We start from the raw sequence: 15,458 nt of genomic DNA, 5'->3' as shown, positions 1-15,458 counted from the left end.
CCGTGCACGCCACCCGGCGGGGCCGACGGTTCGAGCCGGGGACCCCGGACGCACTATCCTCGGACTCCAGACCGAGACGACCCCCAGGAGGACGGCAGATGAGCGAGTCGCGAGGCCCCGTGCGCACCGGCGGCGACGATCCCACCAAGGTCGCCATGGTGGGCCTGACCTTCGACGACGTGCTGCTGCTCCCGGCCGCTTCCGAGGTGGTCCCCAGCGAGGTCGACACGAGCACCCGACTCACCCGCGACATCACGTTGCGGGTGCCGCTGGTGTCGTCCGCGATGGACACCGTCACCGAGGCACGCATGGCCATCGCCATGGCCCGCCAGGGCGGGATCGGGGTGCTGCACCGCAATCTGTCGGTGGCCGACCAGGCGGCTCAGGTGGACACCGTCAAGAGGTCCGAGGCGGGGATGGTCACCGATCCGGTCACCTGTGCTCCCGCCAACACCCTCGCCGAGGTCGACGAGATGTGCGCCCGCTACCGGATCTCCGGCCTGCCGGTGACCGACGAGCGGGGTGAGCTCGTGGGCATCATCACCAACCGCGACATGCGTTTCGAGGTGGACAAGTCGCGGCGGGTGGACGAGGTCATGACCCGCGCACCGCTGGTGGTCGCGCGGGAGGGGGTGACGGCGGAGGCCGCGCTCGGGCTCCTGCGCCGTCACAAGATCGAGAAGCTGCCGATCGTGGACGGAGACGGTCGTCTCACCGGGCTCATCACGGTCAAGGACTTCGTCAAGACCGAGAAGCACCCCGACGCCACCAAGGACTCGGACGGTCGACTGCGGGTGGCCGCGGCCATCGGGACCGGTGAGGACGCCTGGCAGCGCGCCGGCGCCCTGACCGAGGCCGGCGTGGACGTCCTCGTCGTCGACACCGCTCACGCCCACAACCGCAACGCGCTGGAGATGGTCGCCCGCGTCAAACGCGAGCTCGGCGACCGGGTCCAGGTGATCGGCGGCAACCTCGCCACCCGAGGCGCGGCCCAGGCGATGATCGACGCGGGTGCGGACGCGATCAAGGTGGGCATCGGCCCCGGTTCCATCTGCACCACCCGTGTCGTGGCGGGGGTGGGTGCGCCGCAGATCACCGCGATCCTGGAGGCCTCCGTGGCGGCCCATGCCGCAGGTGTCCCCGTGATCGCCGACGGCGGTATGCAGTACTCGGGCGACGTGGCCAAGGCGATCGCGGCCGGCGCCTCGGCGTGCATGTTCGGATCCCTGCTCGCGGGCTGCACCGAGTCGCCCGGCGACCTGATCTTCGTGGACGGCAAGCAGTACAAGGTCTACCGCGGGATGGGGTCGGTGGGCGCGATGCGCGGACGGGGCAAGCCCGGACAGGAGAAGTCGTTCTCCAAGGACCGGTACTTCCAGGACGACGTGCTGTCCGAGGAGAAGCTCGTCCCCGAGGGCATCGAGGGACGGGTGCCGTACCGGGGCGACGTCGCACAGGTCCTGCACCAGCTCAACGGCGGGCTGCGTGCGGGGATGGGCTACACGGGATCGGCGACCATACCGGACATGAACCGCGCCCAGTTCGTCCAGATCACGGCGGCGGGGCTCAAGGAGAGCCACCCCCACGCGATCCAGATGACCGTCGAGGCCCCCAACTACAACGTCAAGGACTGAAGCCGCGTGCGCAACGTCGTGGAGATCGGAATGGGTCGCGAGGCCCGACGGATGTACGGGCTCGGCGAGGTGGACATCGTGCCCTCCCGCCGCACCCGCAGTTCCAAGGAGGTGTCGACGTCCTGGCAGATCGACGCCTACCGGATGGACCTGCCCGTGATGACCCACCCGACCGACGCGGTGGTCTCACCCGAATCGGCGGTGGAGTTCTCGAGGCTGGGTGGCCTGGCGGTCCTCAACGGCGAGGGCCTGTGGGCGCGGCATGAGGATCCTGAGGCGGCGATCGACGAGTTGCGCGAGATCGCCCTCGAGGACGTGACCGGCCACCGCGCGGTGGCTCGACTCCAGGAACTGCACCGCGCCCCGATCGACCGGGAGCTGCTCGCGGCGGCGGTGCGACGGATCCGCGACGAGGGTGCGACCGTCGCGGTCCGGGTGTCTCCGCAGCACGCCCGCGAGCTCACGCCCGGCCTGATCGCCGCCGGGATCGACCTGCTCGTGGTCCAGGGCACGATCATCTCCGCCGAGCATGTGAGCGGCGAGGACGAACCGCTGAACCTGAAGGACTTCATCCACGGGCTCGACGTGCCCGTGATCGCCGGCGGCGTGGTGGACTACAAGACCGCCCTGCACCTCATGCGCACGGGCGCGGCGGGTGTGATCGTGGGTTACGGCGGCGTCGACGGGGTCACCACGACGGGCTCCGTGCTCGGGATGGAGGTGCACATGGCCACCGCGATCGCCGACGCGGCGGCCGCGCGACGCGACTACCTGGACGAGACGGGTGGCCGGTACGTCCATGTGCTGGCCGACGGTGATATCTACACCTCGGGCGACATCGCCCGTGCGGTGGCCTGCGGTGCCGACGCCGTGGTCCTGGGGCCGCTCCTGGCGGGCTCGTTGGAGTCCCCGGGGCGGGGTGTGTACTGGGACGCCGTCTCCGCCCACCCCAAGGTCCCCCGGGGGCATGTCGCGGAGATCGACGACGAGACGGCCCTGTCCCCCCTGGCCGAGGTGCTGGAGGGGCCCACGAGTGCCCCGGACGGGACGCGGAACCTGATGGGTGGTCTGCGCCGCGCGATGGCCAAGTGCGGATACTCGGACGTGAAGGGCTTCCAGAAGGTGGACCTGTCCGTTCGCCCCTGAGACCGGTGGACAAATCGGGCCCTACTGTCGGGTAGGTGCGTGGTGCTCGGGTACTGTGACCCACACCTCGATCACCAGGGAGATCCACCATGACGACATCGGCGCCGTCGCCCTCGACCACCTCCGCCCCCACCGGGAGTACCGACACGGACGTCCTCGTCATCGGGTCCGGATTCGGCGGGAGTGTCACGGCCCTGCGTCTGACCGAGAAGGGCTACCGCGTCACGGTGGTCGAGGCGGGTCGTCGCTTCGAGGACGCGGACTTCGCCAAGACCTCCTGGCGGCTCAACAAGTTCGTCTGGGCGCCGAAACTGGGGCTGTTCGGAGTGCAGCGCGTCCACCTGCTGCGCGATGTGATGGTGATGGCGGGTGCCGGCGTGGGCGGCGGCTCCCTGAACTACGCCAACACCCTCTACAAGCCGCACGCCCCGTTCTTCAACGACCCGCAGTGGGCGCACATCACGGACTGGGACGCTGAACTCTCCCCGTTCTATGACCAGGGTCGCCGGATGCTCGGGGTGGTCACGAACCCGACGCATTCCCATTCCGACACGATCATCAAGGAGGTCGCAAGGGAGATGGGGGCGGAGGACACCTTCGTCTACACCCCGGTCGGCGTCTACTTCGGCGAGAAGACCGGTGGTCGTGGCAAGCCGGGTGAGACGGTCCCGGACCCCTTCTTCGGCGGGGTGGGCCCGGACCGCACGGCCTGCATCGAGTGCGGCGAGTGCATGACGGGCTGCCGGCACGGCGCCAAGAACACTCTGGTCAAGAACTACCTCGGGCTGGCCGAGCGCGCCGGGGCCCGCGTTCTGGACCGGACCACGGTCAGCGGACTGCGCGAGCGCGGAGACGGCACCTGGGAGGTGACGCTCGAGCGCTCCGGCGCCTGGACCCGGCGGGGTAAGCGCATCACAACGGTGACCGCCTCGCACGTGGTGGTGGCAGCCGGGACGTGGGGCACCCAGCATCTGTTGCACTACGCCAAGGACGAGGGCGCACTGCCACGGCTGTCGAACGCGTTGGGCAGGCTGACCCGCACCAACTCGGAGTCGATCCTCGGGGCGATGGGGGACAGGTACACGCCGGAACGGGACTTCTCCGAGGGCGTGGCCATCACGTCGTCGTTCCATCCCGGTTCCGACACCCACGTCGAACCCGTCCGGTACGGCAAGGGCTCCAACGCCATAGCCGTGCTCCAGACCCTGCTGACCGACGGTGACGGCGACGGCCCCCGCTGGCGCACGCTCGCCAACGAGCTGCGTCGCCGGCCGTCGCTACTGTTCAAGCTGGTCAACAAGCGCCGGTGGAGCCAGCGGACTGTGATCGTGCTCGTCATGCAGAACCTGGACAACTCGCTCCAGACCTTCGTGAAGCGCTTCGGTCCTTTCCGCTACGTCTCCAGCAGACAGGGCCACGGCCAGCCCAACCCGACGTGGATCCCCAAGGGCAACGAGGCCACCCGCCGGATCGCCGAGAAGATCGGCGGCGTGGCCGGTGGAACCTGGGGTGACATCATCAACATGCCGATGACCGCGCACTTCCTGGGTGGCTGCGCGATCTCCGATTCCCCGGAATCGGGCGTGGTGGACCCGTACCACCGGGTCTGGAACTACCCGACCATGCATATCGTCGACGGTTCCGCGATCTCCGCGAACCTCGGCGTCAACCCGGCGCTGAGCATCACCGCCCAGGCCGAGCGCGCCATGTCGCTGTGGCCCAACAAGGGTGAGGCCGATCCCCGGCCCCGGCAGGGTGAGGCGTACGTGCGGGTGCAGCCGGTACCGCCCGCGTCGCCGGTCGTCCCGGAGGCGGCGCCCGGCGCGCTGCGTCTGCCGATCGTCGGGGTCTCCAGTGGGGGTGCCCCCGCCCGCGTGTGAGTCCGGGTGGCCGGCGGACGTGGCCGAGTTCGGCTGCGGGCGGGCTGCGCCTAGACTCGACCCCGTGGCCGAGAACGCACAAACCGACTCCCAGTTCACCGCCGAGGCAGCGGTTCCCCGCCCCGTCCTCGTCGTCGATTTCGGCGCCCAGTACGCGCAGCTCATCGCGCGGCGGGTGCGTGAGGCGAGGATCTACTCCGAGGTGATCCCGCACACGGCGACGGTGGAGGAGATCCGGTGCAAGGACCCGGTCGCCCTGATCCTGTCCGGCGGACCGGCCAGCGTCTACGCCGACGATGCCCCGGCTCTCGACCCGGCGGTGCTCGAGCTCGGGGTGCCGGTCCTCGGCATCTGCTACGGCTTCCAGTCCATGGCGGGCGCCCTGGGCGGCGAGGTCGCGCACACGGGAAGCCGCGAGTACGGGCGCACCGACGTGACGGTGTCGGGTGGCTTGTTGCACGCCGGACTGCCCGAGCACCACCCTGTGTGGATGAGCCACGGTGACGCGGTCACGACCGCGCCCGAGGGGTTCACGGTGACGGCCACGTCCCCCGGCGCCCCGGTCGCGGCGTTCGAGTGCGCCGAACGCCGGATGGCCGGTGTCCAGTACCACCCCGAGGTCATGCATTCGCCTCACGGTCAGCAGGTCCTCACCCGCTTCCTCACCGAGATCGCGGGCCTCGAACCCACGTGGACGGCGTCCAACATCGCGGACCAGCTGGTGGAGGCCGTCCGTGAGCAGATCGGTGACGGCCGGGCGATCTGCGGGCTGTCCGGTGGCGTCGACTCCGCGGTCGCGGCCGCGTTGGTGCAGAAGGCCATCGGGGACCGACTCACGTGCGTGTTCGTCGACCACGGTCTGCTGCGCGCGGGCGAGCGGGAGCAGGTGGAGAACGATTTCGTGGCCGCCACCGGTGCTCGCCTCATCACACTCGACGATTCGGAGACCTACCTCGGTCACCTCGCCGGCGTGACCGACCCCGAGTCCAAGCGCAAGATCATCGGCCGCGAGTTCATCCGGTCCTTCGAGCGTGCCGTAACCCAGGCCCTCGAACTCCAGGGTGACGACGCCGCCTCCGTCGACTTCCTCGTCCAGGGCACCCTCTACCCGGACGTCGTCGAGTCCGGTGGGGGCGCGGGAACGGCCAACATCAAGAGCCACCACAACGTGGGCGGCCTGCCGGACGACATCGAGTTCTCACTGGTGGAGCCGCTGCGTCTGCTGTTCAAGGACGAGGTCCGGGCCGTGGGCCGGGAGCTCGGATTGCCGGAGGCGATCGTCGGTCGGCACCCCTTCCCCGGCCCGGGTCTGGCCATCCGAATCGTCGGGGCCGTCGATCGGGACCGGCTCGAGACCCTGCGCGCGGCGGATGCGATCGTGCGCGAGGAGATGACCGCGGCCGGGCTCGACGCCTCGGTGTGGCAGTGCCCGGTCGTGTTGCTCGCCGACGTTCGTTCTGTGGGCGTCCAGGGCGACGGGCGCACCTACGGCCACCCGATCGTGCTGCGCCCGGTGAGCTCCGAGGACGCCATGACCGCGGACTGGACGCGCGTGCCGTACGAGACCCTCGCGCTGATCTCGGGCCGAATCACCAACGAGGTCCCGGACGTCAACAGGGTCGTCCTGGACGTGACCAGCAAGCCGCCGGGCACCATCGAGTGGGAGTGACGGCCGGGTGGGACTCAGACGTAGCCGAGTGTCTCGCGGCCCTCGGCTGAGAGTCTGACCCACGTCGCGGTCGCCGGGGAGTGGACCTCCGTGGCGGGGAGTTCGAGCCAGCGTCGACCCCGTGCGATGCGGTCACGGACGTCGGCGACGCCGGTGCCGAGGACATCGGCGCACCAGGCGACGCGACGTTCGCCGGTGTGGTGCTGAAGGACGAGCAGCTTGAGCACGTCCAGAGAAAGGTCCCCGTGCGCGACGTCGGCCATACCCTCGGCCGAGAGTTCGGGAGCGTGCTCGAGTCGCGGGCCGTGGATGTGGTCGGCCGTCTCGTACCGCGGTATGGCCAATGTTGCTAGGACCCCCGCCGCGATCGCGCCGCCGAGGATCACCGGGACGTTCTCGTAGAAGCCGGTCACGGAGCCGACGAAGATCGCGGTGAACACGGCGGGTCCGAAGAGGGCGGGGTGACGCCACCACGGCCGGCCCGGCGGTTGCGGGACCTCCCTGTTCCCGCTTGGACCGCGGAGGCTCGCCCGACGAGCCGCGACGACGACGGCCACTACGCCCGCGGCCACCATGACACCGAGGATGCCGAGTGCGGTCGGCAGCCCCCCGGGCGCGAGGTCCGGGCGGGCGAGCACCGCGAACCCTGCAGCCGCCACCACGCCTGTGGCCGGCCGGTGCCACGGGCCGTGCCGCTCGGCCTGTCGTCGTCGTTCCCACACCCGGGCGATGGCCTGCCCGGTGTCTCCGGCGGCGACGTCCCGGCGCGGTGGCATGCTCCGACCGTAACAACCGGCCGGCCCCGGTGGGCGGGGCCGGCCGTGCATCTGAATCCGTGTGCGGGTCAGCGCCGGATGACCATCGCCAGGCCGACCAGGACCAGCAGCACGAGTGACGCGGCGATCACCACGGTCGTCGTGATCACCGGCGCGCCCAGGATCGCCCACACGGCGACCCCGAGGGAGAGCAGTCCGGCGACTGCGAGCACGGGCGACCCGGACCGCTCGCGCCGCGCGACCGCATCCGTCGCTACATCGGGCTCGTAGGCGACCCCGTACCCGGTCGGGATCCCGTGCACGGGGGCGGCCCCGTACCCGGCTGCGGCCCCGTACGCGGGGGAGGTCCCGTACCCGAACTGCTGCGGGTCGGTGACGCCGGAGCCGTAGGGAAGCGGGTCGTGGAGCGGCTGGTCGGGGCGGGGCGTGGTGTCGGAGTGCAGGCTGGTCATGTCGGGGCTCCCGGTGGGTTGCGGTTCGTCGTGGTCCGTGTCGTCGGTGTGGTCTGTGTGATCTGTCGGGTCGTCGGTGTGCCGGTCGCTCATCGCGTCACCATGATGCTGCCGACGCCGGAGTGCACGCTGAGGGTCAGGACGGGGCCGGAGGCATCACCGGACAGGCCGGTCGGGCAGTCCACGCTCCCGACGTCGGTGGTGCAGTTCGTCTCCACGGCGACCCCGTCGGGCAGCAGCACCTGCACTTCTCCGACGTTGTTGGCGATGCTGTAGCTGCGATCGCGGTCCAACTCCAGCTCGCGCATGTCCACGGTGAGGCTGCCGACCTGATGGTTGATCGGGGCGTCCAACTGGGCGGGGTCGGTGATCTGGATCAGCTGCTCGCCGGTGCCCTCCCAGCCGCCCTCGGGCACCTGGACCAGGGAGGCGAGCAGGACGAAGCCGGCGAGCGGGCCGGCGACGACCAGCAGTCCGTGCCCTCTGCGGGTGACCGCGCCGACGAGCAGCCCGCCGGCCACCACGGCGAGTCCGATCGCGGCGATCCTCGTCGCGTCGAGCCAGAGCACGCCGCCGAGCGTGGCCAGTCCACCGGCCACGGCCACGGCGATGAGCGCCAGACCGAGGGTGACCTTGGTCAGCCGGGACCGGGGGCGCGGCGGTGCGGGCGCGGGCGGAGGCGTGGCCCCGGGGTCGGGCAGGTCCCAGGCGAACGGCGCGGCACCCAGCGGGTCCCAGGTGGGCGGGACCGGCGGGCCGTAGGGCGCGCCGGGTCCAGAGCCCGGTTCCTGAGACGCCCCGGCGGTGCGGCCGGAGTCGGCCCGGGCTGTCTGTGGCCGTACGGCCGACACTTCGGACCACCCGGCGGGCGGCACGGGGGTGCGGCGGTGGAGTCCGTACCAGCCCGCGAGCATGGCGATGGCGATGAGGAATCCGGCACCCACGAAGAGGCTCTCCCCGGAGCCGCCGAACGTCGGTGCGCTGAGGAGGACGACGACGACGAGGATCACCGCCGTGATCTTGGAGCCGGATGCCCGGCCCCTCCCGATCAGCGCCTCCCCCTTGGAGACCTCGTCTCCGGCAGAGCGTAGGAGCAGCCACAACAGTGCGTACAGGAACACCCCGGCCCCGCCCCAGAGTGCGGCGATCACGAAGGCGATGCGGAACAGGACGGGGTCCACGCCGTAGCGTCGGCCGAAGCCACCGCAGATGCCGGCGATCTTGGCGTCGTCCGGGGTCCGGACGGGTCGGGTCCGCCACAGGGAGCGGAGCTCTGATGGGACGTCGTGGGTGCTGGAGCTGGACATGACTCCATCGTGGTGGGCGGGCCGCCTTTCCACATCGGGGGCCGACCCTGATATTCGACCCTGAGAGCCCCCGGCAGGGATGATGGCGGAATAGCCGACCTACCCCTGGGGGGCGGATCCCCAGGATTAGCGTGGACTTATGGAAAGCTGGCACACAGTGCTGCCGCAGAATCGAGGAGTGTCCGATGACCACACGCCCGTCGAGGGATGCCGCCCGAGCAGATGACGGGTACTTCGGCCCCGGCAGTGCCACGTGGAAGGTCTATTCCGACTCGGGCGCGTCACTCGGCGCCGTTGCGTCGTTGCTCCTCCAGATTCTCGATACGGGCATGCTCAATCATTTTGATCATGTCTCGATCACGTCGGAGAGTCCCGAGGCCGGCCAGGCCCGGTTCCAGCGCACGGGCGATTTCATCATGACCTGCGCCTTCGGCGACAAGGCTCACGTGGATGCCGCAACCGCCCACGTGGACATGCTTCATGAGCGCGCGACCTGGACCAATCCCGAGACCGGACAGGTCGAGGTGGCCAAGTGGCCCGAGTGGCAGCGCTGGACCATGTACACGTTCATATGGGGTTCGCTCGAAGGTGCGCTGAGGTTCGGCATGAAGCTCAGTACGGCCGAGCAGGATGCCTTCGTCAAGGAACAGCAGCTCGTCGCCGAGAAATTGCACGTTCCTGGCCCCCACCCCGAGACGAAGGCCGAATTGGACGCCTTCATCGACGCCGGGCAGAAGGACAAGGCGCTGAATTATCTCGGCGCCCAGACAGCGCTCGGTCTGCGCCACCCGGCCAGAACCCACAATCCCGCCAAGGACTGGGTCTCCGGCGTGGTGCTCGACGGAATCCTCTCGCTGCTTCCCCTGTGGGCGCGGCAGATCTACGGCGTTGAGAACCGCAGCGAGCGGCGACTGGCGCGGGCGCAGCGCACCACGGCTCGTTTCCTCGCGGTCGCCCGCAGGAATTCGTCCCTGCAGGACCTCGTCGACGCGGGAATCGCCCACGCTACTGAACACCCGTATCAGAAGGTCCGGGCGAGGGCTCCGAAGGGCTGAACCGGGCGGGGCGGCTCCGCGCCGGCGCCCGGCGACTCAGGACCGGAGCATCCGGCGCAGCGACACCGACGGATCAGCCAGCGCGTCCCGGTCTACGCGCACATCGCGGTCGATGATGCGGCGCGCGGCGCGGACGGTCATCGGATCATCGACGGTCGCCGCGCCGACCAGTCGGTCGCCCTCCACTCGGAAGACCGCGACCCCGGGGCGCACGATCTCCACGCCCTCGCCGACGAGATTGCCCACGATCTCGATGTGGGAGCCGTACCGGTCCGTCCAGTACCAGGCTGCACCGCGCGGGGCCGGCGCTCGTCCGAGCAGCCGGGCCGCAGCGTCCTGCCCGTCCAGCCGTGCCGCCTCCCAATGCGCGGCCGCGGGCAGGACGACGCCGCCAGGAACGAGTTCCAGCTCGGTCCTCGCGGTGCCCTCGACGAGACCGCGTTTCGACAGGGGCGGATGATCCACGCACGACGGCTCCTGCTCGATGATCGTCACCGGGCCGTCATACCCGAGGTCCCGCAGTGTCCTGGCCGTCGTGTACCCCGCGACGCCGCCGCCGACGATCAGGACATCCGTCGGGTCCTCTCCGCTCACGCGAGGCGAGCGGGGTTCGGCACCAGCACGATGTCAGTACCCTCCACACGCACCGTGTGGGCGGCGACGCCGCTCGACGCCGGCGGCGTCAACACGGCGCCGTCGGCAAGACGGAACCGCGCGCCGTGCAGCGGGCACTCGACGCAGCCGTCCTCGACCCAACCATCGGCGAGACCGGATTCCTCGTGGGTGCAGGTGTCGTCGAGGGCGTAGTACCGGTCGCCGTCGTGGAACACGGCCACGTCGTCCATCGTCCCGGCACGCTCCTTCGGGACCGTGATCCCGGTACCGTCGTCGATCTCGCCGACACGTGCGACCACGATCCCTTGCGTCATGAACCCAGGTTAGTGCGTGTCCCGCACACCGTCACCGGGCCGTCCGCGGCAGTCGGCGGCAGTCGGCAGAAGAGGAGGCCGCCGCATCAGGTGTCTTCCCGGGCGAACCGGGGGAGATCCCCGATACCTCTCGGGGGCACGATCTGTGACCATGGCGGGTATGAGTGAGAACGCGACCGATCAGGTATCGGCCCCCGCGCCGCAACCGCCGGTCGCTCCGCGGCCACCCATGGCGGCCGTGCAGCCGGTGGGGTTCCGGTGGTATCCGCCGCTGGCCAGGGTCTCCGATGGGTCCGTCGTCGCCGGCGTGTGCGCGGGTCTCGCGGCCCATCTGGGGGTGCGGGTCACCCATGTGCGCCTGGCGATGGTGGTGCTCGCCACCCTGTCCGGCGCGGGTGTGCTGTTCTACGCCGCCCTGTGGGCTCTGACCCCGTCGGCGCGGGCCCCGGAGGGAGCCGCCTCCGTGGACGCGCGGGAGCGGCGGCGCGGCATGGCCCTCGCCGTGGTGGCGCTGGTGGGGTCGGTGCTGTCGTTGATGGTCACCACCGCGACGGGACTGCACGTGCTCGTGCCCGTCCTGATCGTGGCACTGGGCGCCGGGCTGGTCTGGCAGCAGTACGACGGTGGGGGACGGGTGGCCCCCCGGTCCGTCTTCGACTGGGCCAGGGTCACCGCCGGTGCGACCCTCGTCGTCGTCGGACTGGCGGTCGTGGTGCTGGGACAGGTCGAGTTCGCCGCCCTTCGATCGTCGTTCCTGGCGGTGCTGGCGACCCTGGTCGGAGTGGCGTTGCTCAGCGTCCCCGTGGGTCTGCGGCTGTGGCGGTCGCTTGAGGAGGAACGCGCGGCCCGCATCCGTGAGGCCGAGCGCAGCGACATCGCCTCCCACCTGCACGACTCGGTGCTGCAGACGCTGGCGTTGATCCAGAAGCGCTCCGACGACCCCGCCCAGGTGTCACGGCTGGCCCGCAGGCAGGAGCGCGAACTGCGGCAGTGGCTCTTCGGGGCGGGGTCACGCATGTCCTCGGGCGCGGCCACCGTCGCCGGGGTCGTCGAGGTGATCGTCGGGGACGTCGAGGACGCCTACGGTCTGCGCGTGGACCAGGTGGTGGTGGGTGGCGACGGCCCGGTGGGCGACGCCGAGGAGGCGGTGCTGGGCGCCGTCCGCGAGGCCCTGGTCAACGTGGCCAAGCACGCCGGCGTCGACACCGCCGACGTGTTCGTGGAGAACGACGGTCAGGTGCTCACCGCCTTCGTCCGGGACCGCGGCTGCGGCTTCGACCCCGACGACGTGGGCGGTGATCGACACGGGTTGTCCCAGTCCATCCGGCACCGTGTCGAGAGCCGGGGTGGCAGCGTGACGGTGCGCAGTACTCTCGGTCGCGGAACCGAGATCGGGATCGAGATGTCGCTGGAGGGCGAATGACGGACGAGCCGGTGGGTGGCGTCAGGGTGTGCCGGGTGTTCCTCGTCGACGACCACGCGGTGTTCCGCAGCGGTGTCCGGGCCGAGCTGGCCGGTCAGGCCGGGATCGAGGTGGTGGGCGAGGCGGGGTCGGTCGCGGAGGCCGTCGCCGGCATCGGAAGGGTCCGGCCCGACGTGGTGCTGCTCGACGTGCACATGCCCGATGGCGGTGGGGTGGCCGTGCTGCGCTCGGTGCTGGGGACCGATCCGAGCGGCGCCCCCGCCACCTCCGGCGCCCCCGCCACCTCCGGCACGTCCGACGCGTCCGGCACGTCCGAGGCGCCCGTGTCGACCTTCCTCGCACTGAGTGTCTCCGACGCCGCGGAGGACGTGATCGCCGTGATCCGCGGCGGCGCGCGCGGATACGTCACCAAGACCATCTCCGGTGGGGAGCTCGCCGACGCCGTGCGCCGCGTGGCCGACGGGGACGCTGTGTTCTCCCCGCGCCTGGCCGGGTTCGTCCTGGACGCGTTCGCCCGCGCCGCTCCCGGGCCGGAGGAGCGGGGTGAGCCCGTCCACGACCCGGAGGTCGACTCCCTCACTCCGCGGGAGAAGGAGGTGCTGCGGTTGTTGGCACGCGGGTACACCTACAAGGAGATCGCGGAGAAGCTGTTCATCTCGGTCAAGACCGTGGAGACGCACGCCTCCAACGTGCTGCGCAAGACCCAGCAGTCCAACCGGCACGCGCTCACCCGCTGGGCGCAGTCCCGACACCTGGACTGACGCACGCCGCCCCCACCCTCGGTGCCGTGTCGTCGCGAAGAGCGTTCCGCACACATCTGCCGGGAGTGGGGTGTGCGGAACGCTCTTGACGTTGACGCCGGCCAGCTACCGTGGCGTCGTGAGCGAACCGCGCGACCTCCCCGTCTGCATCATCGGTGACTCCTTCGTGGCCGGGTACGGCGACGAGACCGGCCGGGGGTGGACCGCGCACCTGGTCGAGGAGGGTGCCGGGGCGGGTCTGAGCCTCCACACCACCGTCGCGGGGATCGGCGGGGACACCTCCGAGATGATCCTGGACCGTTGGGACGAGGTCGACCGCCGACGGGCCGCGTTCCCGACCACGGCGGTGATCGCGGAGTTCGGCGTCAACGACGTGATGGAGCACGAGGGTGCCCTCCGTGTCGAGGAGGCGGGCACGGTCTCGGCCCTGCGGGGGATGATCGCCCGTGCTCCCGAGGGGCGGTTCCTGGTGGTGGGGCCGCCACCGGTCATGTGGGAGCAGGTCAACGAGCGGATCGCCGCCCGTGCCGCGGCCATGGCCGCGGTGTGCGCGGAGGCCGGGGTGCCGTTCGTGCCGACCTTCGATTCACTGCGGCCCGGCGGCGCGTGGATGCGCGAGGTCACCGCCGGCGACGGGGCACACCCCGGCCCCGCCGGGTACGAGGAGTTCGCCCGGGTCATCTGCGACCCGGTGCTCGGGTGGCTGCGCTCCCTGCCGGACGTCGAGCCGGGCTAGCGGGAACTCTTCATGGCGGTCCTGATCGTCACGGACGGGTCGGCCTGCAGTTCGGCCAGACGGTCCGACCCCATGGGCAGCAGCGCGATCCTCCCGCCGGAGTCGAAGTGCATCGCCCAGCCGTACGTCTTGGTCAGCGGGGAGGTGCGCAGGCACGGTTGGCCCTTGGAGAAGAACCGCTCGCGTTCGGCCGCACGGTCCGCCTCCGCGATGCCCTTGCGAGCGCAGTGGACGTCGAAGATCAGATCGTCGCTCGTCCAGGTGTAGTCCGCACCCGAGAGCCTCTCGTACTGCAACTCGGCGATCGAGCGTTTCCCCGCGGGCGGTGCCGTGGCCGTCTCGGCCCGGGTGTCGGCCGCGGGCAGGATCAGTGTGTCGGTGTAGTCGGTGCTGTGCATGGCGCTCTTTCCTGTTCCCGTAGTGACCGCGATGGTGTGTTCTCCGTCGCGCCCGGGGCCGGTGGTCTCCGGTAATCTGAGTATCGCCGCACCCCCCGTACGGCGGCAGGAGGATTGATCATGACGAGTCCGAAGAACCCTGACCGCACCGGTGAGCATTCCGAGCAACCCGCGGACAAGGCCCGGCACGACCACGACGACGCGGTCGCTGACGAGTGGGGTGACGAGTCCTTCCCGGCGAGCGATCCCCCCGCCACCCCCTGACTCAGCGCAGTATCTCGAACTGCTCCGACACCGCCCGCAGTGCAGACGCGCTGCGGGCGAACTGTTCGATCTCGGTGGCGTCGAGTTCCAGTTCCACCACGCGCTGGACCCCGGTCCGGCCGATCACCGCGGGGACGCCGATGAAGATCCCGTCCTGCCCGTACTCGCCCCGCAGCAACGTGGAGACCGGTAGCGACACCTGCTCGTTGCGCAGCACGGCGCGCGTGATGCGGGCCAGCCCCATGCCGATGCCATAGCTCGTGGAGCCCTTGGAGTCGATGATCCGGTAGGCGGCGTCCCTGGTCTCCGTGAAGATCCGGGCCAGTCGTTCCCGCGTGGCCGGGTCCCCGTCGAGATCTCGGCGCAGTGGTACCCCGGAGACGTTGGCCGATGAGAAGACCGGCAGTTCGGTGTCACCGTGTTCACCGATGATCGAGGCGTGCACGCTCATCGGGGCGACGTCGTAGTACTCGCCCAGCATGAACCGGAAACGTGCGGAGTCGAGGATCGTGCCGGAGCCGATGACCTGCGCGGAGGGCAGGCCGGAGTAGCGCCACGAGGCCTGGGCGAGGATGTCGACGGGGTTGGTGGCCACGAGCAGGATGCCGTCGAAGCCGGTCGCCATCACGTCGCCGACGATCCCCTCGAAGATCGCCATGTTCCTGCCGACCAGGTCGAGCCGCGTCTCACCGGGTCGCTGGGCGGCGCCGGCGCAGATCACCACCATCGTGGCGTCCGCGCAGTCGTCGTAGGTGCCCTCCGTGACGAGGGTGGGGGAGGGGGCCCACACGACGCCGTGGTTGAGGTCCATGACCTCGCCGACCAGTTTGTCGTGGTCGATGTCGATGATGGACAGGTGGTCGGCCAGGCCCTGGTTGACGAGCGCGTAACCGTAGGCGATGCCCACGTCCCCGGCGCCGATGAGCACGATGCGGTTCCCGATGGAGGCCTTCATGGTCACCGAGGGTAGATGCTCCGGGTGAACGACGGGGGGCGACGACGAGGAGAACCCTGTTCGAACAGGTGTT

16 protein-coding genes are annotated in these 15,458 nt (G+C 70.4%); 9 read left to right on the top strand and 7 right to left on the bottom strand.

The genetic code is table 11. From position 1 onward, the window contains the following. The first annotated feature begins 98 nt into the window (after positions 1 to 98). The 4 genes from guaB to guaA all read left to right on the top strand — a co-directional run bounded on the left by guaB (position 99) and on the right by guaA (position 6,329). Positions 99 to 1,634: an IMP dehydrogenase gene (gene guaB, locus H483_RS31035; RefSeq protein ID WP_017837214.1), complete on the top strand. Its 1,536-nt coding sequence runs from the start codon at positions 99 to 101 to the stop codon at positions 1,632 to 1,634. A gap of 6 nt (positions 1,635 to 1,640) precedes the next feature. Continuing rightward, on the top strand, positions 1,641 to 2,780 hold the full coding sequence (locus H483_RS31030) for a GuaB3 family IMP dehydrogenase-related protein (RefSeq protein ID WP_017837213.1): 1,140 nt from the start codon (positions 1,641 to 1,643) through the stop codon (positions 2,778 to 2,780). An 89-nt stretch (positions 2,781 to 2,869) separates the two neighbouring features. After that, entirely contained in the window at positions 2,870 to 4,660 is a 1,791-nt protein-coding gene (locus H483_RS31025) for a GMC family oxidoreductase (RefSeq protein ID WP_017837212.1), read from the top strand. Between the two features lie 64 nt (positions 4,661 to 4,724). After that, entirely contained in the window at positions 4,725 to 6,329 is a 1,605-nt protein-coding gene (gene guaA / locus H483_RS31020; protein WP_042329891.1) for a glutamine-hydrolyzing GMP synthase, read from the top strand. 14 nt (positions 6,330 to 6,343) lie between these two features. Here the strand turns inward: guaA and H483_RS31015 are convergent, their stop codons facing one another. The 3 genes from H483_RS31015 to H483_RS31005 form a co-directional block, all read right to left on the bottom strand. After that, positions 6,344 to 7,105, bottom strand: coding sequence for a hypothetical protein (locus H483_RS31015; RefSeq protein ID WP_017837210.1), 762 nt, complete (start codon positions 7,103 to 7,105; stop codon positions 6,344 to 6,346). Positions 7,106 to 7,173: 68 nt separating this feature from the next. Further along, positions 7,174 to 7,650: a hypothetical protein gene (locus tag H483_RS31010; protein WP_017837209.1), complete on the bottom strand. Its 477-nt coding sequence runs from the start codon at positions 7,648 to 7,650 to the stop codon at positions 7,174 to 7,176. Then, a complete protein-coding gene (locus H483_RS31005) occupies positions 7,647 to 8,864 on the bottom strand; it encodes a PspC domain-containing protein (protein WP_017837208.1) in 1,218 nt (405 codons plus the stop codon). The genes H483_RS31010 and H483_RS31005 overlap by 4 nt, the downstream gene beginning before the upstream one ends. Positions 8,865 to 9,049: 185 nt before the next feature. Here H483_RS31005 and H483_RS31000 point away from each other — a divergent pair, with 185 nt between their 5' ends. Beyond that, positions 9,050 to 9,919 carry an oxygenase MpaB family protein gene (locus tag H483_RS31000; protein ID WP_017837207.1) on the top strand — a complete coding sequence of 290 codons (870 nt, stop codon included), beginning with the start codon at positions 9,050 to 9,052 and terminating at the stop codon, positions 9,917 to 9,919. 36 nt (positions 9,920 to 9,955) lie between these two features. On the opposite strand, the gene H483_RS30995 is transcribed toward H483_RS31000, so the two are convergent. Both H483_RS30995 and H483_RS30990 read right to left on the bottom strand, forming a co-directional pair. Then, positions 9,956 to 10,513, bottom strand: coding sequence for an oxidoreductase C-terminal domain-containing protein (locus H483_RS30995; protein WP_017837206.1), 558 nt, complete (start codon positions 10,511 to 10,513; stop codon positions 9,956 to 9,958). Continuing rightward, entirely contained in the window at positions 10,510 to 10,848 is a 339-nt protein-coding gene (locus H483_RS30990; RefSeq protein ID WP_017837205.1) for a Rieske 2Fe-2S domain-containing protein, read from the bottom strand. The genes H483_RS30995 and H483_RS30990 overlap by 4 nt, the downstream gene beginning before the upstream one ends. Positions 10,849 to 11,008: 160 nt before the next feature. Here H483_RS30990 and H483_RS30985 point away from each other — a divergent pair, with 160 nt between their 5' ends. The 3 genes from H483_RS30985 (at position 11,009) to H483_RS30975 (ending at position 13,768) form a co-directional block, all read left to right on the top strand. Beyond that, positions 11,009 to 12,271 carry an ATP-binding protein gene (locus H483_RS30985; RefSeq protein ID WP_238556308.1) on the top strand — a complete coding sequence of 421 codons (1,263 nt, stop codon included), beginning with the start codon at positions 11,009 to 11,011 and terminating at the stop codon, positions 12,269 to 12,271. Then, a complete protein-coding gene (locus H483_RS30980) occupies positions 12,268 to 13,032 on the top strand; it encodes a response regulator transcription factor (protein ID WP_017837203.1) in 765 nt (254 codons plus the stop codon). Before H483_RS30985 ends, H483_RS30980 begins: the two co-directional genes overlap by 4 nt. A gap of 118 nt (positions 13,033 to 13,150) precedes the next feature. Further along, positions 13,151 to 13,768, top strand: a complete 618-nt coding sequence (locus H483_RS30975) for a GDSL-type esterase/lipase family protein (RefSeq protein WP_017837202.1) — start codon at positions 13,151 to 13,153, stop codon at positions 13,766 to 13,768. On the opposite strand, the gene H483_RS30970 is transcribed toward H483_RS30975, so the two are convergent. Beyond that, on the bottom strand, positions 13,765 to 14,166 hold the full coding sequence (locus H483_RS30970) for a DUF6157 family protein (RefSeq protein WP_017837201.1): 402 nt from the start codon (positions 14,164 to 14,166) through the stop codon (positions 13,765 to 13,767). The genes H483_RS30975 and H483_RS30970 overlap by 4 nt on opposite strands. Positions 14,167 to 14,286: 120 nt before the next feature. Here H483_RS30970 and H483_RS39640 point away from each other — a divergent pair, with 120 nt between their 5' ends. Further along, complete coding sequence (locus H483_RS39640; RefSeq protein WP_017837200.1) at positions 14,287 to 14,430, top strand: hypothetical protein; 144 nt, start codon at positions 14,287 to 14,289, stop codon at positions 14,428 to 14,430. Between the two features lies 1 nt (position 14,431). Here H483_RS39640 and H483_RS30965 read toward each other — a convergent pair whose 3' ends face one another. Then, positions 14,432 to 15,385: an L-lactate dehydrogenase gene (locus tag H483_RS30965; protein ID WP_017837199.1), complete on the bottom strand. Its 954-nt coding sequence runs from the start codon at positions 15,383 to 15,385 to the stop codon at positions 14,432 to 14,434. Positions 15,386 to 15,458 lie beyond the last annotated feature (73 nt).

Source organism: Dietzia sp. UCD-THP, assembly GCF_000349585.1.
Lineage (GTDB): Bacteria > Actinomycetota > Actinomycetes > Mycobacteriales > Mycobacteriaceae > Dietzia > Dietzia natronolimnaea_A.
Note: the sequence above shows the minus strand (reverse complement) of the source record. Positions and strands in the feature narration are given on the sequence as shown.

What these genes read in the sequence shown, in the direction of transcription:
- guaB (WP_017837214.1), top strand. Translation starts at nt 99, where the DNA reads ATGAGCGAGTCGCGAGGCCCCGTGCGCACCGGCGGCGACGATCCCACC.
- H483_RS31025 (WP_017837212.1), top strand. Translation starts at nt 2,870, where the DNA reads ATGACGACATCGGCGCCGTCGCCCTCGACCACCTCCGCCCCCACCGGG.
- H483_RS31015 (WP_017837210.1), bottom strand. Translation starts at nt 7,105, where the DNA reads ATGCCACCGCGCCGGGACGTCGCCGCCGGAGACACCGGGCAGGCCATC.
- H483_RS31010 (WP_017837209.1), bottom strand. Translation starts at nt 7,650, where the DNA reads ATGAGCGACCGGCACACCGACGACCCGACAGATCACACAGACCACACC.
- H483_RS31005 (WP_017837208.1), bottom strand. Translation starts at nt 8,864, where the DNA reads ATGTCCAGCTCCAGCACCCACGACGTCCCATCAGAGCTCCGCTCCCTG.
- H483_RS31000 (WP_017837207.1), top strand. Translation starts at nt 9,050, where the DNA reads ATGACCACACGCCCGTCGAGGGATGCCGCCCGAGCAGATGACGGGTAC.
- H483_RS30990 (WP_017837205.1), bottom strand. Translation starts at nt 10,848, where the DNA reads ATGACGCAAGGGATCGTGGTCGCACGTGTCGGCGAGATCGACGACGGT.
- H483_RS30985 (WP_238556308.1), top strand. Translation starts at nt 11,009, where the DNA reads ATGAGTGAGAACGCGACCGATCAGGTATCGGCCCCCGCGCCGCAACCG.
- H483_RS30980 (WP_017837203.1), top strand. Translation starts at nt 12,268, where the DNA reads ATGACGGACGAGCCGGTGGGTGGCGTCAGGGTGTGCCGGGTGTTCCTC.
- H483_RS30970 (WP_017837201.1), bottom strand. Translation starts at nt 14,166, where the DNA reads ATGCACAGCACCGACTACACCGACACACTGATCCTGCCCGCGGCCGAC.
- H483_RS39640 (WP_017837200.1), top strand. Translation starts at nt 14,287, where the DNA reads ATGACGAGTCCGAAGAACCCTGACCGCACCGGTGAGCATTCCGAGCAA.
- H483_RS30965 (WP_017837199.1), bottom strand. Translation starts at nt 15,385, where the DNA reads ATGAAGGCCTCCATCGGGAACCGCATCGTGCTCATCGGCGCCGGGGAC.